The sequence below is a fragment of the Hymenobacter psychrophilus genome, from assembly GCF_900107135.1.
GTDB lineage: Bacteria > Bacteroidota > Bacteroidia > Cytophagales > Hymenobacteraceae > Hymenobacter > Hymenobacter psychrophilus.
This window is the reverse complement of the sequence record NZ_FNOV01000005.1, coordinates 338,601-357,752: the sequence shown is the minus strand read 5'-3', so window position 1 is coordinate 357,752 and position 19,152 is coordinate 338,601. Positions and strand designations below refer to the sequence as shown.

Sequence of the window (19,152 nt, the reverse complement as noted above, 5' to 3'; positions counted from 1 at the left end):
AATAGACTCAGATATGTCGTTGCCTCTGGTTTCAGTTGTACTGCCATTATATAATGTTGAGCCATACGTGCAGGAGACAATACGTAGTTTGCTTAATCAATCTTTGCAAAATTTTGAAATTATAGTTATTGATGATTCTTCTATTGATAACACCGTAGAGAAAATCAAAGAACTGAAAGATGCGCGTATAAAACTGATTGTCAGTAACCACAACACAGGTCGTGCTGGCGCTGATAATAGAGCAGTGCTTGAAGCGCAAGGCAAGTATATAGCCAAGATGGATGGCGACGATATATGTCATCCCGACCGGTTAGCCCGCCAAGTTGCGATTTTGGAAAGTCAACCGGAAATCAATGTGGTAGGTAGCTGGATGCAAAATTTTGGAGCCAGCAACTACCTCAACCGATATTTGGAGCACCCCGCCGAAGCCAAGGTAACAACCTTATTTACCTTGCCGACGGGTAATCCTTCGGTGATGCTTAGGCGAGAGCTATTTAGTGAATCAGGAATGCACTATGATGCGACCCTGCGCCAAACGGAGGATTACGATTTTTTTGCCCGGTATATAAACGAGTTGCGTATCCACACCATTCAGGAGGCGCTGATTCAGTACCGGGTGCCACCCGACACGCGCAAAAAAGATATCTTAAGTGAACGAGCCACGGTAGCTGACGTAGTGCGTGAACAATTACTGGCCCGTTGGAATCTGCCTTTTACCAACCGGGAAATGCAGATTCACAATACGATTGCCATGCTCGACCATAAAGTTGAGATAGAACTGCAAGAGGCGGAAAACTGGCTTCTCAAGTTACTGGCTCATAACACTCGGGAAGCTTGGTTCGAACCCCAGGCATTGCAGCGGGTGTTGGCACAACGATGGTTCGAGGTGTGCTACACCTATCGCCGGCCACGCTTAGGCGGACTCCGGCATTTCTACCGTAGTCCATTAGCTGCCGGTTTTTCATTAGCGACACGACAACAGGCCAAATTTTTGCTGCAGGCTTTGCGAAGCTTCTAACTAGTTCCCAATGCCCTCACGCGTCAAAGAGTTATTGAAAAAAGCGTTTCCGCTGGTGTTGCTACGCAATGTTCAGTTGGAGGTGAATAAGTTGCGGATTAAAACAATTGACAAATGGTTGTTTCCCGAACAGCCGTTTCAGCAGAAGGACTTCACCATTCGGCATGATGCCTACCCATTCAGGTTGCATCCGGTACCCGCTTCTCATCTTGATGAGCGTTTACAACAGCAGATAGCTGATAATTATAACTGGACGCAGGATGAGTACCTGTTGATATACGAAGACCCTTGTATTATTGAACCGCAGTTTGGCTGGGCTTTGTCCCAGCAAAACAAGCTGATTTATCCTTCGCTGGGCTTTAGTCGGGTACCGTATTTACCTAAGCCCGATGCCCGTATAAAAAAGATGCGGAAAGACTCTCTGGAGGAGTATGATGAACTCGTATCCTTTCGGGATACTGGGGAGGAGAACTATTACCATTTCTACAATGATGTGTTGGTTAAGCTTTTTTTCCTGGAAGAAAAGCTTGGCTTAGACCCTTCCATCCCGATTCTGATTTCCGCGAAGCTGTATAACCGGGCGTTCTTTCAGTATTTTCTGCAGCACCCTTACCTGCGTAGCCGGCGCTGGATAGTGCAGGACCAGCAGTATATCCGTAGCAAAAAAACATATTTCTGCAAACCGCTTACTCATACACCACACTACTACCAGCGCATCCTGAAAATGGTACAGCCTGAGGATCGAGTGGGAGCAGGTGGGGAACGCCGCATTTTCATAACCCGTAGTCCTCAACGACTGCGTTATATTGAAAATAATGCGGAGGTCGAAGCTGTATGTCGGGAATTCGGCTTTGAAACAGTAGACTTTGATTTACTGACGTTACCCGAGCAAATTCGGGTAATGGGCCAAGCCCGATACGTAGTGGGAATTCATGGTGCCGGTCTGACTAACATGCTGTTCCGTAGTGGGTATTCGATGGGTTTGCTGGAAATTTATCCCCCTTCTACATATTTCCCTTTTCATTACATTTTGATGGCTGATCAGTTGGGTTATCAGTATGATGGTCTAATTGGTGAGGTTGGTACTAGTAAATATTCTGGAGGTTTCTATGCCAACCCAATGGAGTTACGGCAGCGAATTGAGAGCCTTATTAAGCGTTAGTACGCTTTGTTTCCTTTAGTATAGATAGAGTATGCCCCCTGCTTCGCACAACCTTCTCCTGCTAATTTCCAACCTAGGCCTGGGGGGCGCGCAGCGCGTATTTCACGACCATAGCGTGGAGCTCGCCAAGCATTACACCGTCACGGAAGCCGTGTTCAACCTGGATGGCGGCGACATGTACCCCAGCGGCAATGAGGTGCGGAGCCTGGAAGTGGCGGGGGGCGGCAGTCCGGTGGATAAAATCCGCAACTTTGGCCGGCGTATTGGGCGGCTGCGGGCGCTTAAGCGCCGCCTGCATACCGACGTATGCGTGAGCCACTTGGAAGGGGCTGATTACGTGAATTTGCTGAGCAAGGGTCCGGAAAAGGTGGTCCTCTGCATTCATGGTTCCAAGCTGCACGACGGCAATATTACGGGCTTGGTGGGCTGGCTGCGCAAAAAAGTGCTCATGCCGGGCCTTTATAACCGCGCTGATAAAATTGTAACGGTGAGTCGCGACATCAACCCCGAACTTATTGAAGGCTTCGGAGTGAAGCCGGAGAAGCTTATCACCATCAACAACTTCTTCGAAGTCGCCCAGATCGAGGAAAAGTCGCGGGAGGCGCTGACACCGCAGGAGCAGGCGGTATATGATTCGGCTCCGGTGCTCGTGACATCGGGCCGGCTGACCATTCAGAAAAATCAGGCGCCGCTCTTGGATTCTTTTGCCGCCCTTATCAAACGCTGCTCAGCCAAACTCGTGTTCGTAGGTGATGGGGAACTGCGCGACGACCTCATCCGTCATGCCATCCAGTTGGGCCTGCGAGTGTACGAGGCTTGGAGCGGGGCAATACTGACCACAGAGTACGACGTATATTTCCTGGGCCTCCAGCAGAACCCGTTCAAGTATATCCGGCCGGCTTCGCTGTTCGTGTTTCCCTCGGCTTGGGAGGGCTTCCCGATGGCCCTAGGTGAAGCCATGATTTGCGGCGTACCGGCCGTAACCACCGATTGCCCCACCGGCCCCCGCGAAATTTTGGCCCCCAGCACCGCTACGCCCCAAACCCCCATCCGGGCGGCCGAACGAGCCGAATTCGGGATGCTGATGCCCATGCTCAATCAGCCGGCCAGCTTGGCTGCTGACCAGCGGGTCTGGACGGAAACGCTCTACCAACTGCTCGGCGACACCGCTGAGCGGGAGCGGCTGGGCCAGCTGGCCAGCCAGCGCATGCAGGATTTCACCCGGGAGAAGATTTTCCGCCAGTGGGTATCTGTGCTCGAAGAAGTACTCGCCAAGTAATGCCTTATTCAACCAAGCCTGTCATTCTGATTGCCGATAACTCCACGGCCGTAACCGGGGCCCTGATGGCCATCCGCAACGCTACTGACCGGCTGCGGGGCCGCTATGAGTTCATATACGTGCTGCCAAGCGGGAGTAAGGGGCGCGCAGTGCTGGAAGCGGCCGGTTACCGGGTGCACGAGGCGCCCTTTGTGGAAATCAGCAAGCGGGTGCGCAACCTGCTGCTATATGGTCCCATGCTGCTGCTCAACGGCTGGCGGCTGGCGGCACTGGTGCGGCGGGAGCAGGCCGCGGCGGTGCACATGAATGACTTCTACAACCTGACGGGCGTGGTAGCGCGGCTGCTCACCGGGCGGCCCCTGGTGACGCACGTGCGGTTTCTGCCCCACACCCAGATGCAGCCGCTGGCCCGCACTTGGCGCTGGGTGGCCGAGCATTTGGCCCAGCGCGTGGTGTGTGTATCGCAGGCCGTTTACTTATACTTCGAGCCGTTGCCCCATATCAAGGTGATTTTTGACCCGATTCCGGAAGGCGAGAAATACCCGGCTACCGACTTGGCACCCCGAGCTGATGGTACCGTGCGGGTCCTGTTCCTGGGTAACTACATCCACGGGAAGGGGCAGAACTTTGCGGTGGAGTCATTCAAAACCGCTTACCAACAACAGTCAAATCTGCGGCTGCACTTTGCCGGCGGCGACATGGGCCTGGAAAAAAACCGCGACTACCGTCGGCAGCTCGAAGCTGCCGTAGCAGTAGCCGGCCTACAGGAAGTAGTGACCTTTGGGAGCTTCGTGCAGGATGTGGAAGCCGCCATCAAGCAAGCCGATATCGTGCTGAATTTCTCCGAATCGGAGTCCTTTTCCCTCACCTGCCTCGATGCGCTCTACTTTGGTACGCCCCTGATTGCCACCGACTGTGGCGGTCCCGCCGAACTGTTCGAATCGGGTCGTTCGGGCCTGTTGGTGCCCAACCGCGATGTGCCCGCCATGACCGAGGCGCTACTCCGGCTGGCCGCCAATGCTGACCTGCGCCGGGAATTTGCGGCGGCGGGCCGGAAGTTTGTGCGCCACAAGTTCCGGGCCGCCACCAGCTACGAGCAGCTGGGGCAACTCTACGACGAGTTGCTGGCTTAGCCAATAAGTGTTTGGTTGCCTCAACGGGTTTCGTAAAAAGTCCGGACTGCTTCAATCACCCGGTGCTGCTGTTCGGGTTGCAGGTCGTGGTAGAGGGGTAGCCGAAGCAGGGTCCAGCCGAAGCGGTCGGCGTGGGGCAGCGGGCGGCCATCGTGGCGGGCAGCGTAGTAGGGGCTACAGTGCAGGGGCAGGTAGTGGAAAACGGCCAGAATATGCTGTTGGCGCAGGTAAGCCAGCAGCGCGTCGCGCTCCGTTTCTGAAGTGCAGAGCAGCGCGAACAGGTGCCAGTTGGGCTGACTATCGGGTAGGGTGGGCAGCAGACTAATGGCCCCAGTAGCGGCCAGCGGAGCCAGAGCAGCGGCATACGTTTCCCAGAGGCGCTGCCGTTGCCGTTGAATTATACCTCGTGCTTCCACCTGAGCCCACAAGTAGGCCGCATTGAGTTCCGAGGGCAGGAAGGAGGAGCCTACGTCCACCCACTCGTAGCGGGCGGCTTCACCCCGGGCAAAGGCGGCGCGGTTGGTGCCCTTCTCCCAGATGATTTCGGCCCGCGCTGCCAGTTCCGGGTCATTTACGGCCAGCATGCCCCCCTCGCCGGCGCTCAGATTCTTGGTTTCGTGGAAGGAAAAAGCCGCCAGATGGCCGAGCGTACCCAGGGGGCGGTTCTGCAACCGGGCTTCAATGGCCTGGGCTGCGTCTTCCACCACCCAGACATTATGCTGGCGGGCTAGAGCCAGTAGGGCGGTCATGTCGCACGGCTGGCCGCCGTAGTGTACCGGCACAATAGCGCGGGTGCGCGGGGTGATAAGGGCCTCCAGACGCGTGACATCCAGGTTCGGGTGGTCGGGGCGGCTGTCGGCAAAAACGATGCGGGCCCCGCGCAACACAAAGGCGTTGGCCGTGGAGGTAAATGTGTAGCTGGGTACGATGACTTCGTCGCCGGGCCGGATGTTGAGCAGCAGGGCCGCCATTTCCAGCGCATCGGTCCCGCTGGTGGTCAGCAGCACTTTGGGAATGCCGTACTGCTGCTCGAAAAACTGTTGGCAGCGCTGGGTAAACATCCCGTTGCCCGAAAGCTTACCCGCCGCCACGGCCTGGCGGATATACTCCAGCTCCGGCCCGACAAGGTGGGGACGGTTGAAGGGAATGAAGTCGGGGGGCAGGGGCGAGGGAATCATGCCGGGTCGGGTATTTTGGCTGCTGTCACTATCCGATAGGGGAGCGTAGATGGGCCCGTTGCCGCGTGGGAGTACACGAGAATTTGGGGCGCCTGCTATTATGCTGGCAGGCAGCAACGGCAACGGAAGGCAGCAGCGTAGCAGTGAGCATAAGGCAGCAAGGCGAAGGTCAAATATAGCCACTTCGGTAGGGTAGAAGCGGCTGCCACGGCAAATGCCGCCAGAATAGTTTCGTACTTTTGCCCGGTCTCTGGTGCCGGCCCTTCGGTGCCTGTGCTGACCCGCCCGAAAAGCCGGTTGCCAGGCTGCTGTACTGACTCACTTTCAATGAAGATTCTTTTTCTGACCCCGTATCCAGCCGGGGAAGCTCCATCGCAACGTTTTCGGTTCGAGCAATATTTTCCGGCCCTACGCGAGCGGGGCATTGAATTCACTGAGCGCTCCTTTCTCAACCTCGATACCTGGCGCATTCTTTACAAGCCGGGCCATCAGGTAGCTAAAATCTGGGGCATTGTGCAGGGATTCGGTCGCCGCCTGAAACACTTGTTGGAAGTGCCGGGCTACGATTACGTGTTCATTCACCGCGAAGTCACGCCCATCGGGCCGCCCATTTTTGAGTGGCTCATTGCCAAGTTGCTGGGCAAGAAAATTATTTACGACTTCGACGATGCCATCTGGATGGCGCTGACGTCGAAGCACAACCAGATGGCGGCCATGGTGAAATGGCACAGCAAGGTGGCCTCTATCTGCGGGTGGAGCTACAAGGTTAGCTGCGGCAACGACTTTCTGTGCGAATACGCCCGCCAGTACAGCGCCAACGTGGTGCTCAACCCTACCACCATCGACACTGTGAATCTGCACAACCGCACCAATCCGCAAACCAGCGAGAGAGTGGTGCTGGGCTGGACGGGTACTCACTCCAACATGGTGTATCTGGCCTCGTTGCTGCCGGTGCTGCGCCGCTTGGAGTCTAGGTACAATTTCACGTTCCGGGTGATTTCCAACCAGGACCCCGAGCTGGACCTCAAGAGCTTCGATTACGTGCCCTGGAGTAAGGCTACCGAAATTGCCGATCTGGTAAAGTTCAACGCAGGCGTCATGCCCCTGGAGGAGAAGGTGAGTCCGCTGTCGTTGGGCAAATGCGGCTTCAAGGCGTTGCAGTACATGTCGCTGGGGATTCCGGCCGTGGCCTCGCCGGTGGGGGTGAATACCAAAATCGTGACCAACAACTTGGACGGCTTCCTCTGTGAAACAGAAGAAGACTGGTACCAGGCCCTGGCCCGGCTGATTGAGGACGCGGAGCTGCGGCGGCAACTGGGGGCCAACGCCCAGCGCACCGTGCGGGAGCGGTACTCAGTGCTTTCCAACAGGGAGAATTTCATCTGCCTGTTTTCCTGAACTAATCATCCATTGGCCCGGCTGGTAGTCGAGGCCCGGGCCGGTAGGGCAACTACCCATCGGCACCTGCGTAGGGGAGGGCAGTTACCGGGTGATGAATCCCCGGTAGCAGTCCGTACCTTGTTGCCTCATTAACTCCTGCTTCTATGCTAGAAATCGGCCAGAAAGCCCGGCTTTCCAAAACCATCACCGACGCCGACGTGCGCGCCTTCGCCCAGCTCTCCCTCGATACGAACCCGGTTCATCTGGACGACGAGTACGCCCAGGCCAGCCTGTTCGGGCAGCGCATCAGTCACGGTATGTTGTATGGTTCGCTGATCAGCGCCGTGCTGGGCACCCAGCTGCCCGGACCCGGCGCCATCTACATGGGTCAGACGTTCAAGTTCCTCAAGCCGGTGTTTCTCAACGACACCATCACAGCCGAAGTGGAAGTGCTGACGCTCAACGAGGAGAAGCACATTGCCACCCTGCAAACCACCTGCGTGAATCAGGACGGTAAGCTCGTGCTCACGGGTGAAGCCACCATGAAGTACGCCTGATTTTTTTCGCTTTACCCGCCGGCCGGCTCCTTCCGGGAGGCGGCCGTTTTCTGCCTTATGCGCAAAGTCATCATCAACGCCGACGATTTCGGGCTCTGTACCCCCGTCAACCGGGCCATTGTGGAAAGCTTCCGGGCCGGTAACCTCACCAGCACGACCATGATGGTGGCCATGCCCGGTACGGAGGAAGGCGCGCAGCTGGCAGCGGAAAACCCGGGACTGGCCATCGGGCTGCACTTCTGCCTGACGGAGGGTCGCCCGCTCACCAAATCCGCTTCCCTGGTGGATGCGGAGGGCAACTTTCTGGAACGCGGTGCCCTGATGAAAAAGCTGCTGCTGGGCCGCGTGGAGCAGGCCGAAGTAGCCGCCGAATTCGAGGCCCAGTACAACCGACTGGTGGCTCTGGGTATCCGGCCCACGCACACTGATTCTCACCAGCACACCCACATGAACCCAGTGGTGTTCGGGGCCATGCTGCCCCTGCTGAAACACGAAAAGCTACCCGTCCGGCTGGCCATTCCGGTACGCCCGAGTCTGAAGCTGCTGCTCACGCGCCCGCCCAAATTTGTGAAGCAGGGTATCCTCTACAATGCCAGCCAACGGTTCCGCCGCCAGATCAGCACCCGCACCGACGACCTGCTGGTTTCGGTGCACGACCTGAGTACGCCCCCAACCGACTACACCGCCGATACGCTCCGGGCACTGGTCCACGAGGCGCCGGCTTCGGCGGAGGTAATCGAGCTGATGGTGCATCCCTACATTCCGGGCCCGGAGCTGGACCAGCTCTACCCCACGGACCTGGCCCAGCGTCAGCCGTTTTTCGAGAAATGCTACGCGGAACACCGCATCCTGACCGGTCAGCCCCTGTTCGCCGCTGACCCCACCGTAACCCTGACTACTTATGGCCAACTCTGACGAAATCACGTTGCACCGCGCTACCGCTGCCGACCTGGCAGATGTAGTGGAGCTGAACCGCGTCGAAAACGACGACGACCGCATGACCACGGGCTACCTCGATTGGTGGTATTTCAATAACCCGTTCAATTCCTTCAGCTTTTTCCTCTCGCGCATTGGCGGCCGCGCCTGCGGGATGTGCTCCTCCAACGATGCCCAATTCGAAATTAACGGGCGGCCGTGGAAAGCAGGCTTCATTCAGAAGGTGCTTACCAGCAATGAGGTGCGCGGCAAAGGTCTGTTCGGCAAGCTCTACGTAAAAACCGATACCGACTTCCTGGAACGCGGCGGCGACTGTTTTCTAGCCTTCCCCAACGCCGTAGCTAAGCCCATTTACCTGGCTAAATACAGCTACAGCCACGGCATTTACCCCGATCTGACGCTACTCTTTACTAACCCCCTGCACATAGCCGCCGGGAGCCAGTATGAAGTGGTAGCCAAACTGGACCCCGCGTTTTTCCAGACGCCCACTTTCCAGTTTGAAAACGCCATGAAAAAGGACGAGAAGTTCTTGAACTGGCGCTACCTCACCTTCAAATCAGAACACTACAAGTATGTGACGCTGGCCATCAAGAAAAGCGGCAAGCTAATCGGGTACGCCTTCCTGAAGAAAATCCAGAAGAAAGGACTGCCCGTGTTCGTACTGATGGATGTGGCCTTTCACCAGCAAGCCGATCTGGCTCACCTCATCAAGCAGGCTCGGGTGTACGCCGCCAAGCAAGTGTCAGTTGGCTTGCTCTACATGGGCAACCCGCTCATTGACGAGGCCACCAAGGGCGTGGCCCGCAAAGTGTGGCGCAACCAGTTCGACTTCCTGGTGAAGGGTAAAAACCAAGATGAAACAGACGAGCTGGCGAAAGTGACGTTCAACTTTTTCTTTGGCGACTTGGACTTCGTGTAGAGCAGGCAACTACTGAAAAGAAGCTGATTAAAAAGTCAACAGAAGGTTATTGCTGAGCGAAGTTGAGGCATGACAGTGTAATTGATTCCCCGGGCACTAACAAACCCCATCTGGGGAGAATGAAGTGGGGGCGGCGCTTGCCCCGTCCGCCGCTGGCACGGGACGTTGCGGGCCCTTATCCGCCGGTCAATTGCACCTTGCAACGGCTGGCGGGGCTAGTCACTGCTCCGTCCTCCGAAATTCACTTCGCAACGTAGGTTTGCTAAACAGCTTTAAAAAAAGTACGGCCAGTTCTTACGCTATGTAAGAGTTGGCCATACTGTTTTTAAAGCTGTTACGAATTAGATGCCAGCCAATTGCCGATTTGCCGGCCGGGCAATAAAGCGTCGTCCTTTCTTCTTTTTTACCGGAATCCCATCCTGTAAAATGAATAAAGCTGTTACGTAGAAAGGCCACAATGGAATTCGGTAACGAACCAAATTCCCAAAGTTGCCAGAGGTAATAGCAGTACCAATGGCAAAAAGCACAGAAAAAACCATGCAAAACAGCACAAGGGGTGTGCTGCCAATTCGGCCAAATGTGCGCAATAAACCTGTCCTGCGAAATACCTGAATAGTTAAGTAGGTGATCCAAAGAATCTCTAACCCGGAAAGAAGCATTACCGGGTTATTCACCTCCCATAGAAACGGGCGAAAAAGACCGATGATAACAGCTTTAGGTGCCAATTTAGGGATATCAGCAGGGCCTGTAAAATTATCCATAGAATACCCCGAGTTGCCCATGCCACGTTCCTTATTGGCGTCAGCATGGCTAATACTGTTATGATAGGTAGAGGCAACGGTTGCTCTATCCTCAATTTTATCGAAGTCATAGTTTTTATTACCAGAGGCAACAGATTGGCTCACAGCTAATCCAACTACCGCTCCAAATACGATCATAATAGGCATAACCAATACTCGTAATGCGCCTGACTTAATGCGGGCACTATATTGTGTAGTGACCCATAACATAACTGGTGGAATAAAGCTTATCAAGATATAAATCTTGACTGATTTCAACACAAAACCCGCAATTAGCAATGCTAAAGCGGCATGAATAATTTTAGTACGAGCAACAAATAAGTTGTAGAAGGCAAAAAACATCCATCCTAAAGCACCCAAACAAAGAGCATCTTTAGAAATTCCGGAACCCCAGAAGAAAACGGAAGGAATAAAGAAAACTGCAATTGCTAGTTTCTTATAGAGACGGGGATACAGTCTTAAAAAGGTGTTATATAATGCCCATATACCAGTGAAGCTTATGAAGGCAAACATTAACGCTATAACTGAATAAGTGTGAAAACAAAATAGGCCTAAAAAGCCACATACTTTCACAATGAAATATTCTGTTTCGGCTGCAAACCAGTGCATTTGAGCGGCATACTTGGCGGTAGATCCATCCGGAATGCCATCGGCAGATAGCAGAAGCTTTATTCCTGTACTGGGAGAATCGAAAAATGCTTCGTGAATAATCTTGCTCTCATTAAAATAATTAAATGTGTCCCCACCTCCGTAATAGAATTGATAAATAATGCCTAACGAAATAGCCCCTATAAACTTAACCGATAGGGCTGGGATAAAGTACTTCTTTGTTAGGGGATTCGTGAACCGCTTGCGTACTGCAAAAGCTAGGCCATAGAATAGGGCCAGATAAAATGGGGTTAAGAAAAGGTCCTTTAAATCCATTGGTTGAGCTAATATTTAAGGAGGCCAAAGCGTGTGGATTGCATCAAAGGCAGCGAAGCTGTTTACAAAGTCAAAAGGCGGTCATGCTGAGCTTGTCGAAGCATCTCTACCGCTTCGTTGGATGACTGCGACGAAGCGGTAGAGATGCTTCGACAAGCTCAGCATGACAATTTCGTAACCATGGCCGACTTTGTAAACAGCTTCAGCATAAAAATATAATGCTAGACGCGGCCGAAGCACTTAGCTTATTACAATCTTGTGCTAATACCTCACTTAACACTCAGATATTCCCGGGCCTCCTTATATTGGTCGGATTTACGGTTGGATTTATCCAGTACAACAGCATAATAGCGGCGGGCAGTAACAGTTTCCTTGGCATCGGCGGCGAGGCGGGCCAGGGCTAGATTGGAAAACACGTAAAATCCGTAGTTGGTTTCGTTGTTTTGCTCGGCAAATACGATGCAGCGCTGATAATAGTCGCGGGCCTTGGCCAAGTCCTTATACTTGTGCTGCATGAAATATGCCAGGAAGTAGGTGGCGTAACGGCCGCCATTGGCCTCGTAGCCCGGCAGGCCGCGACCCAGCTTATCGAGTAGGTCGCGGCTGACCCGCTCGCACTCACGGTACTGTCCCTCACGGAAACAGGCGTTGGCGTAATGCCGCTGGAAATAGGCATTTTCGGGGTAGGTGGTAGCCAAATAACGGGCCACGGGCAATGCTTCAGCGGGCTTATCTTCCTCGATAAGCAGGATGCGCATGAGGTACGTGCGGGCCTCAGGACCCACGTAAAACCCGTTTTCGGCTACGTTGCGCAGTTGCTGCAGCCCTAGCTTCTTGTTGCCCTTCGGAAAGAACAGCAGCACGGGCTTGAGCAGTGGATAGTTTTCGGGTATCCAGACGGCGTAGTAGTTAAACAACGCTTGGCCGAACAGGAATTCAGGGCTCAGGCCGTTGGCCTCCTTGCTCTTCTCCAAGTATTCCAACGACCGCTTGGCGCTGACGGTGGCCTTGCGCCAGTCGCGCCGCTCGGCGTGCAGGCGGGCATCGAAACCGTGACCGGCGGCCAGGAAGAAGGCGGCCTCGTAGTTTTGGTTATCCTTCTTATACAGCGCTTCGGCCTTGGTAATGGTGGTATCCATGTAGGCGAAGAACTGCCGGTCGTAGAGCTTGGTCTGAATGTTAGTGGGTACAATTTTCCACCAAGTACTAAGCCCCAGTAGAAAGTAGGGCAGGGGGTGGCTGGGGTAACGGCGGCGTAGGCTCCGGAACTGCCGCTCGGCCTTATCGTATTTGAAGTTATAGAGGTTGTAAACGGCTCCTTCCAACTCGGTCTGAATGTCCTTGTCGAGCAATAGCCAGCCCGAAATATCAACGGCCGCCGGCGCAACATCAACGTTTTCCAGCTTCACCTGCCGGGTCGAGTCAGGCAACAGGTCGGGACGGGTCGGGTCGGGCCGCATGCTTTCCGAACGTGTGGCCTCCGAGGGCATTGGTTCGGGCGGCGTAACAACTGGTTGCTGGGCGCGGGCAGCCCAGGGAAGCAGTAGCAGCAGGAAAAATAATAATTGTAACAATTGATGCATACGCTCGGCAAGTCGCGGCGGTGGGCTGAAGTTGAAACGAGCCTGTTACTGCCCGCCGGGAAAGCTAAAGTATAACTTTTAGCGCTATTTTGGACAAAAAAAATACAATAGATGGACCTTTTACGCACTATGTGCCAGATTCCGGCCCCTGCCGGCCACGAAACACAACTCACTGAATTTGTGCTCCGCTATGTGCAGCAACATCAGGCGCAGTGGCAGTCTGCACCTGTCGTGGTAGCTGGTAAAGAGTTCCAGGATTGTATTATTCTGGTGTTCGGTAATCCGCGTACGGCAGTATTTGCGCACCTCGATAGCATTGGCTTCACCGTGCGCTACGGCCGGCAACTGGTCCGCATCGGCGGGCCGGTAGCCGAAACCGGTTACCGGCTGGTGGGGGAGGACTCGCAGGGGAAGATTGCCTGTAAGCTGGTCGTGAACGAAGACACCGGCGCGCTGAGCTACGACTACCACCGCGACATTGACCGGGGCACGGAGCTGACGTTCCACTGCGACTTCCGCCAGACCGCTGCCACCGTGCAGAGCTGCTACCTCGACAACCGCTTGGGCGTCTGGAATGCGCTGCGGTTGTGCGAAACCCTGGAACATGGCATCGTGGTTTTCTCGTGCTGGGAAGAGCATGGCGGCGGCTCGGTGGCCTACCTGGCCAAGTATATCTATGAAACCTATGGCGTACACCAGGCTCTGATTTCGGATATCACCTGGGTAACCGAAGGCGTCCAGCCCGGTCAGGGCGTGGCCATCAGCCTGCGCGACTCGCTGATTCCGCGCCGCACTTACGTGGACCGTATCCGCCGGATTGCCGAAGCCTCGAGTATTGCGCACCAGTTGGAGGTGGAAGGCAGCGGCGGCTCCGATGCCAAGGAGCTTCAGCACGGTGCTCAGCCCTGGGACTGGTGCTTCGTCGGCGCCCCCGAAGACAACGTGCATTCGCCCGACGAAATAGTGGATAAGCGGGACATTGAGAGCATGCTGGCCCTTTACCAGGTATTGATGCGGGAGCTGTAACTGTTGAGACGTTAGCTGAGAGTGGTTAGCCGTTGGCTTCCGCTCAAGTAGGAGTTATTGCCCTCAAGCGAGAAAGGACGTCATCCCAACTATGTGGCCCGGTGCCCGCATAGTTGGGATGACGTCCTTTTTAGGTGCCAGAAAGCCAACAGCCAACAGCTCTCAGCGAATAGCTTCGTATTGAGTATTAGCGAATAAACTCTACTTTACCCCACCAAAACACATCTTTAACCTCATCCCAATTTCCCACCGCTTATGCCGCTTGTTCTTTACGCTGTGCCCGTACTGGGCCTTTTTGCACTGTTGTATACCTGGGTGCGCTCGGGCTGGGTAAGCCGGCAGGACGCCGGCGACGAGCGGATGCGCACTATTGCCGGCTATATTGCCGACGGGGCCATTGCTTTTCTGAAGGCGGAATACCGGGTAATGGTCATTTTCGGCCTGATTGCTTCGGTTTTCCTGTTTTACCTGGGTAGTACCGGCGAAAAATCGAGCCCGGTGATTGTCATTGCCTTTATTATCGGGGCCTTTCTTTCGGCGCTGGCGGGGTATATCGGGATGAAGATTGCCACCAAGGCCAACGTGCGCACGGCCCAGGCAGCCCGCACCAGCCTGAGCAATGCGTTGAACGTGTCGTTTTCGGGCGGCTCGGTGATGGGCATGGGCGTGGCCGGACTAGCCGTGATGGGCTTGGGCTCGTTGTTCATCGTCTTCTACCAGCTGTTCGTGGTGAACAAGGGCGGCACGGCCAACGGCATCGAAATGGAAACGGCCCTGGAGGTGCTCACCGGCTTCTCGCTGGGAGCCGAAAGCATTGCCCTGTTTGCCCGCGTGGGCGGCGGTATTTACACCAAAGCTGCCGATGTGGGAGCTGACCTGGTAGGCAAAGTGGAAGCCGGCATCCCGGAGGACGACCCCCGCAACCCCGCCACCATTGCCGATAATGTGGGCGACAACGTGGGCGACGTGGCCGGCATGGGCGCCGATTTGTTCGGCTCCTACGTGGCCACTATTCTGGCCACCATGGTGCTGGGCCGCGAGGTAATTGCCCGCGGCGACCAGTTTCAGGGCCTCTCGCCCATTCTGCTGCCGATGGTCATTGCCGGCATGGGCATCGTGGCCTCGCTCATTGGAATTCTGCTGGTGCGGGTGAAGGAGGGCGGCAACGTACAGGGCGCGCTTAATTTCGGTAACTACGTATCGGTGGCCGTGTCGGCGGTGGCCTCGTTCTTCATCATCCGCTGGATGCTGCCCACCGAAGACCTGCTGATTCGGGGCGTTACGTTTAATGCCATGAGCGTATTCTGGGCCGTGATTGTGGGGTTGGTCGTGGGTACACTGATGAGCATCATCACCGAGTACTACACGGCCATGGGTCGGCGGCCGGTGCTGAGCATCGTGCGCCAAAGCTCCACGGGCCACGCCACCACCGTTATCGGCGGGCTGGCCGTGGGCATGGAAAGTACGGTGCTGCCCATTTTAGTGCTGGCGGCCGGCATCATTCTGAGCTACGAGTGCGCCGGCCTCTACGGTGTGGCTATCGCCGCGGCCGGCATGATGGCTACTACCGCCATGCAGCTGGCCATCGACGCCTTTGGCCCTATTGCCGACAACGCCGGCGGCATTGCCGAAATGAGCGACCTGCCCAAAGAAGTGCGCGAGCGGACCGACATTCTGGACGCTGTGGGCAACACCACCGCTGCCACCGGCAAGGGCTTCGCCATTGCCTCGGCCGCCCTCACTTCGCTGGCGCTGTTCGCCGCCTTCATGGGTACGGCCAACATCACGAGCATCGACATCAGCAACGCGCGGGTGCTGGCGGGGCTGTTCGTGGGGGCCATGATTCCGTTTATCTTCTCGGGCCTGGCTATTTCGGCCGTGGGGCGGGCGGCCATGGCCATGGTGCAGGAAGTGCGGCGGCAGTTCCGCGAAATTCCGGGTATTATGGAGGGCACCGGCCGGCCCGAGTACGAGAAGTGCGTCGCTATTTCCACCCAGGCCGCCATCCGGGAGATGATGCTGCCCGGCGCCATTGCCCTCGTGGTGCCGGTGCTGGTGGGCTTCACGTTTGGTCCCGAGGTGCTGGGCGGCACGCTGGCCGGCGTCACGGTCAGCGGTGTGCTGATGGCCATCTTCCAGAGCAACGCCGGCGGGGCCTGGGATAATGCCAAAAAGTCGTTTGAGAAAGGCGTGATGATTGACGGCGTGATGCAGTACAAAGGTTCCGACGCCCACAAGGCCTCCGTAACCGGCGACACGGTGGGCGACCCGTTCAAGGATACCTCCGGCCCCAGCATGAACATCCTCATCAAGTTGATGAGCATCGTTTCGCTCGTTATTGCCCCCCACATTGCCGCTCCCTCGCGCGGCGTGGTGCAGGCGCCCGAAGTGCCGGCCACCCATGTGCGGGTGGTGGCTCCGGTAGCCGTGGCAGTGGCGGTGGTGCGGTAGGCATTTAGTGTAATGAACGGTGTAGGGTGCGGGGCTTGTCCCCGCCCGCTGTTGAACGATGTGGGCACATACCGTTCAACAACGGGCGGGGACAAGCCCCGCACCCTACGCGTTCTACCGCTTCGTCAACCAACCAATCACTGACAACTAACCACTAAAAGCTACCTTTGACCTGCCTATTGACTTCGAGCCCAACCTCAAGCGGATGAATCCCGACCATATTACGCTGCACGACAAAGAGTTTAAACCTTATTTGTCGGCCCGGGAGCTGACGGCGGCCATTGCCGACGTGGCCGGCCGCCTCAACCAGGACTACGCCGGCCGGCAGCTGCTGTTTGTGGTAGTGCTCAATGGCTCGTTCATGTTTGCCGCCGATTTGCTCAAGCACATCAGCCTGACCTGCGAGGTGTGCTTTATCCGGGTCGCCTCGTATGCGGGCACCAGTAGCACCGGCGAAATCAAGGAAGTGCTGGGCCTGACCGAAGAGCTGAAGGGCCGCCATGTAGTGCTGGTAGAGGATATTGTGGATACGGGCCACACGATGCGCATGCTGCTCGACACGCTCGGGGCCCAGGCCCCGGCCTCGCTGGAAGTGGCCACGCTGTTTCTCAAGCCCGAGTGCCTCCAGCACGAGCTTGCGCTGCGCTACGTGGGCCTACCCATCCCCAACGACTTCATTGTAGGCTACGGCCTCGATTTCGACGGCCTGGGCCGCAATTATCCCGACGTGTATCAGGCCGTTAGCAGTGATTAGAGAATAGTGATGAGTGATTAGTGATGGTTCCTCACCGACCACTAATCACTCATCACTCATCGTTAATCACTAATCTGTGCTTATATTTCCCAAACCCGCCCCACTTATTCTTTCCGCGTAACTCCTCGCTACTCATGCTTAATCTGGTACTCTTCGGCCCTCCCGGGGCCGGTAAAGGCACGCAAAGTCAGAAGCTGATTGCCCGCTATAACCTCGTGCACCTCTCCACCGGCGACCTGCTACGGGCCCAGATTACCCGTGGCACCGAACTGGGCCTGAAAGCCAAAAAGCTCATGGATGAAGGCCTGCTGGTGCCCGATGAGGTGGTTATCGGCATGATTGGCTCGGCGCTCAAGGAGAACGGGCAGGCAGCAGGCTTCATTTTCGACGGCTTTCCGCGCACCGTACTCCAGGCTGAAAGCCTCGACCGGCTGCTGGCTGAACACGGTACCCACGTGTCGTGCATGGTGGCACTGGAAGTAAAGGAAGAAGAGCTGGTAAAGCGTCTGCTGGAGCGGGGCAAAACCTCGGGCCGCCCCGACGACCAGGACGAAGCTAAAATTACCCGCCGCGTAACGGTGTACAACACCGAAACGGCCCAGGTGGCCGGCTACTACGCTACCCAGAAAAAATTTCACGCTCTGAACGGCATTGGAGAAATCGAGGAAATTTTCGGCCAGATATGCGCCATCCTCGACCAGCATCAGCCCGCCACGCCCGGAGGCAGCCAGCAGGCTACCAAGGAAGTAAAAGCGTAACTTTGCCGCTGCGGCCCGCTCGGGCTGCGGCAGAACCCTTCTTCTGTCATCCTGAGCGAAGCGAAGGACCTTTTATCACCATTACGTAGGTGGTAAAAGGTCCTTCGCTTCGCTCGGGATGACAGGTTTTTTTAGTGATGACCGGGCTACTATCTCCTGTCTTCCAACTTCTAGCTCCTTCAAAATTGGCTTCTAATAACTTCATCGACTACGTCAAAATCAATTGTCGCTCGGGCCGGGGCGGCGCGGGCTCGCACCACTTCTTCCGGGCGAAGGGCCTGCCCAACGGTGGTCCCGACGGCGGCGACGGCGGCCGCGGTGGCCACATCATTCTCGAAGGCAGCTCCCAACTCTGGACGCTGCTGCACCTGCAGTACAGGAAGCACCTGATTGCCCAGGCCGGCGAAGGCGGCGGCGAAAACCTGCGTTCCGGTAAGCAGGGCGAGGATATTATCATTCAGGTGCCCCTCGGTACAGTGGCCCGCGACGCCGAAACCGGCGAGAAAAAACTCGAAATTACGGAGGCTGGCCAGCGCCTGATTCTGACGCCCGGCGGCCGCGGTGGCCTCGGCAACGACCACTTCAAATCGGCTACCAACCAGGCGCCCAGCTACGCCCAGCCCGGCGAGGAGGGCATTGACGAGTGGGTGATTCTGGAGCTCAAGCTGCTGGCCGATGTGGGCCTGGTGGGCTTCCCGAACGCGGGCAAAAGCACGCTGCTTTCGGTGGTATCGGCCGCCACGCCCAAAATTGCCGATTACGCCTTCACCACCCTCACGCCCAACCTCGGCGTAGTGGCCTACCGCGACTACAAGTCGTTTGTGATGGCCGATATTCCGGGTATTATCGAGGGCGCGGCCGAGGGCAAAGGCCTGGGGCACCGCTTCCTGCGCCACGTCGAGCGCAACTCGATTCTGCTTTTCATGATCAGTTGCGACTCGCCTGATATCAACGCCGAGTACCAGGTGCTGCTCAGCGAATTGGAGCAGTTCAACCCCGAGCTGCTGGACAAGCAGCGGCTGCTGGCCATCAGCAAGTCGGATATGCTGGATGAGGAGTTGGAAGCCGAAATCAAGGCTACGCTGCCCACGGAGCTGCCCACCGTTTTCATTTCCAGCCTCACCAACAAAAATATTCAGCCCCTGAAGGACATGATCTGGACGGCGCTCCACGCCGAGTAGAACATGAGTTGAACGGGTAGGGTGCGGAAATTTGTTTCCGCACCCTACCCGTTTCTGTGCCAAACTGACAGCTAAATGGGCTTTGGCTTGCTGCTTGCACCCGGTCTCCTGCC

16 protein-coding genes are annotated in these 19,152 nt (G+C 56.2%); 13 read left to right on the top strand and 3 right to left on the bottom strand.

Features of this window, described 5'->3' with window-relative positions; translation table 11 throughout:
• The 4 genes from BLW21_RS09960 to BLW21_RS09945 form a co-directional block, all read left to right on the top strand.
• A partial coding sequence (locus BLW21_RS09960; RefSeq protein ID WP_217633852.1) for a glycosyltransferase family 2 protein occupies positions 1–1,018 on the top strand: 1,018 nt, incomplete at its 5' end.
• A gap of 10 nt (positions 1,019–1,028) precedes the next feature.
• Positions 1,029–2,180 carry a glycosyltransferase family 61 protein gene (locus BLW21_RS09955; protein WP_092739516.1) on the top strand — a complete coding sequence of 384 codons (1,152 nt, stop codon included), beginning with the start codon at positions 1,029–1,031 and terminating at the stop codon, positions 2,178–2,180.
• A gap of 31 nt (positions 2,181–2,211) precedes the next feature.
• Positions 2,212–3,459 (top strand): glycosyltransferase, encoded by a 1,248-nt coding sequence (locus tag BLW21_RS09950; RefSeq protein WP_092739514.1) that lies wholly within the window; start codon positions 2,212–2,214, stop codon positions 3,457–3,459.
• Positions 3,459–4,592, top strand: coding sequence for a glycosyltransferase family 4 protein (locus BLW21_RS09945; RefSeq protein ID WP_092739512.1), 1,134 nt, complete (start codon positions 3,459–3,461; stop codon positions 4,590–4,592). The genes BLW21_RS09950 and BLW21_RS09945 overlap by 1 nt, the downstream gene beginning before the upstream one ends.
• A gap of 20 nt (positions 4,593–4,612) precedes the next feature.
• Here the strand turns inward: BLW21_RS09945 and rffA are convergent, their stop codons facing one another.
• Complete coding sequence (gene rffA, locus BLW21_RS09940; protein ID WP_092739510.1) at positions 4,613–5,770, bottom strand: dTDP-4-amino-4,6-dideoxygalactose transaminase; 1,158 nt, start codon at positions 5,768–5,770, stop codon at positions 4,613–4,615.
• A gap of 327 nt (positions 5,771–6,097) precedes the next feature.
• Between rffA and BLW21_RS09935 the strand changes: the two genes are divergently transcribed.
• From BLW21_RS09935 to BLW21_RS09920, 4 genes are all read left to right on the top strand, one after another.
• Positions 6,098–7,168: a glycosyltransferase family 4 protein gene (locus BLW21_RS09935; protein ID WP_092739508.1), complete on the top strand. Its 1,071-nt coding sequence runs from the start codon at positions 6,098–6,100 to the stop codon at positions 7,166–7,168.
• Positions 7,169–7,314: 146 nt separating this feature from the next.
• Entirely contained in the window at positions 7,315–7,707 is a 393-nt protein-coding gene (locus BLW21_RS09930) for a MaoC family dehydratase (RefSeq protein WP_092739506.1), read from the top strand.
• A 57-nt stretch (positions 7,708–7,764) separates the two neighbouring features.
• The gene (locus BLW21_RS09925; RefSeq protein WP_092739504.1) at positions 7,765–8,622 is read left to right on the top strand and encodes a carbohydrate deacetylase; all 858 of its coding nucleotides are present in this window, start codon (positions 7,765–7,767) and stop codon (positions 8,620–8,622) included.
• A complete protein-coding gene (locus BLW21_RS09920) occupies positions 8,609–9,562 on the top strand; it encodes a GNAT family N-acetyltransferase (protein WP_092739501.1) in 954 nt (317 codons plus the stop codon). The genes BLW21_RS09925 and BLW21_RS09920 overlap by 14 nt, the downstream gene beginning before the upstream one ends.
• Positions 9,563–9,903: 341 nt before the next feature.
• Here the strand turns inward: BLW21_RS09920 and BLW21_RS09915 are convergent, their stop codons facing one another.
• Both BLW21_RS09915 and BLW21_RS09910 read right to left on the bottom strand, forming a co-directional pair.
• Positions 9,904–11,286: a hypothetical protein gene (locus tag BLW21_RS09915; protein WP_092739499.1), complete on the bottom strand. Its 1,383-nt coding sequence runs from the start codon at positions 11,284–11,286 to the stop codon at positions 9,904–9,906.
• A gap of 269 nt (positions 11,287–11,555) precedes the next feature.
• On the bottom strand, positions 11,556–12,869 hold the full coding sequence (locus BLW21_RS09910) for a tetratricopeptide repeat protein (protein WP_092739497.1): 1,314 nt from the start codon (positions 12,867–12,869) through the stop codon (positions 11,556–11,558).
• A gap of 111 nt (positions 12,870–12,980) precedes the next feature.
• Between BLW21_RS09910 and BLW21_RS09905 the strand changes: the two genes are divergently transcribed.
• From BLW21_RS09905 to obgE, 5 genes are all read left to right on the top strand, one after another.
• Positions 12,981–13,895 (top strand): M20/M25/M40 family metallo-hydrolase, encoded by a 915-nt coding sequence (locus BLW21_RS09905; protein ID WP_175470918.1) that lies wholly within the window; start codon positions 12,981–12,983, stop codon positions 13,893–13,895.
• A 255-nt stretch (positions 13,896–14,150) separates the two neighbouring features.
• On the top strand, positions 14,151–16,346 hold the full coding sequence (locus BLW21_RS09900) for a sodium-translocating pyrophosphatase (RefSeq protein WP_092739493.1): 2,196 nt from the start codon (positions 14,151–14,153) through the stop codon (positions 16,344–16,346).
• A gap of 205 nt (positions 16,347–16,551) precedes the next feature.
• The gene (gene hpt, locus BLW21_RS09895) at positions 16,552–17,100 is read left to right on the top strand and encodes a hypoxanthine phosphoribosyltransferase (protein ID WP_092739491.1); all 549 of its coding nucleotides are present in this window, start codon (positions 16,552–16,554) and stop codon (positions 17,098–17,100) included.
• A gap of 134 nt (positions 17,101–17,234) precedes the next feature.
• Positions 17,235–17,858 (top strand): adenylate kinase, encoded by a 624-nt coding sequence (locus BLW21_RS09890; RefSeq protein WP_092739489.1) that lies wholly within the window; start codon positions 17,235–17,237, stop codon positions 17,856–17,858.
• A 185-nt stretch (positions 17,859–18,043) separates the two neighbouring features.
• The gene (obgE, locus tag BLW21_RS09885) at positions 18,044–19,039 is read left to right on the top strand and encodes a GTPase ObgE (RefSeq protein ID WP_092739487.1); all 996 of its coding nucleotides are present in this window, start codon (positions 18,044–18,046) and stop codon (positions 19,037–19,039) included.
• The last annotated feature ends 113 nt before the right edge of the window (positions 19,040–19,152 follow it).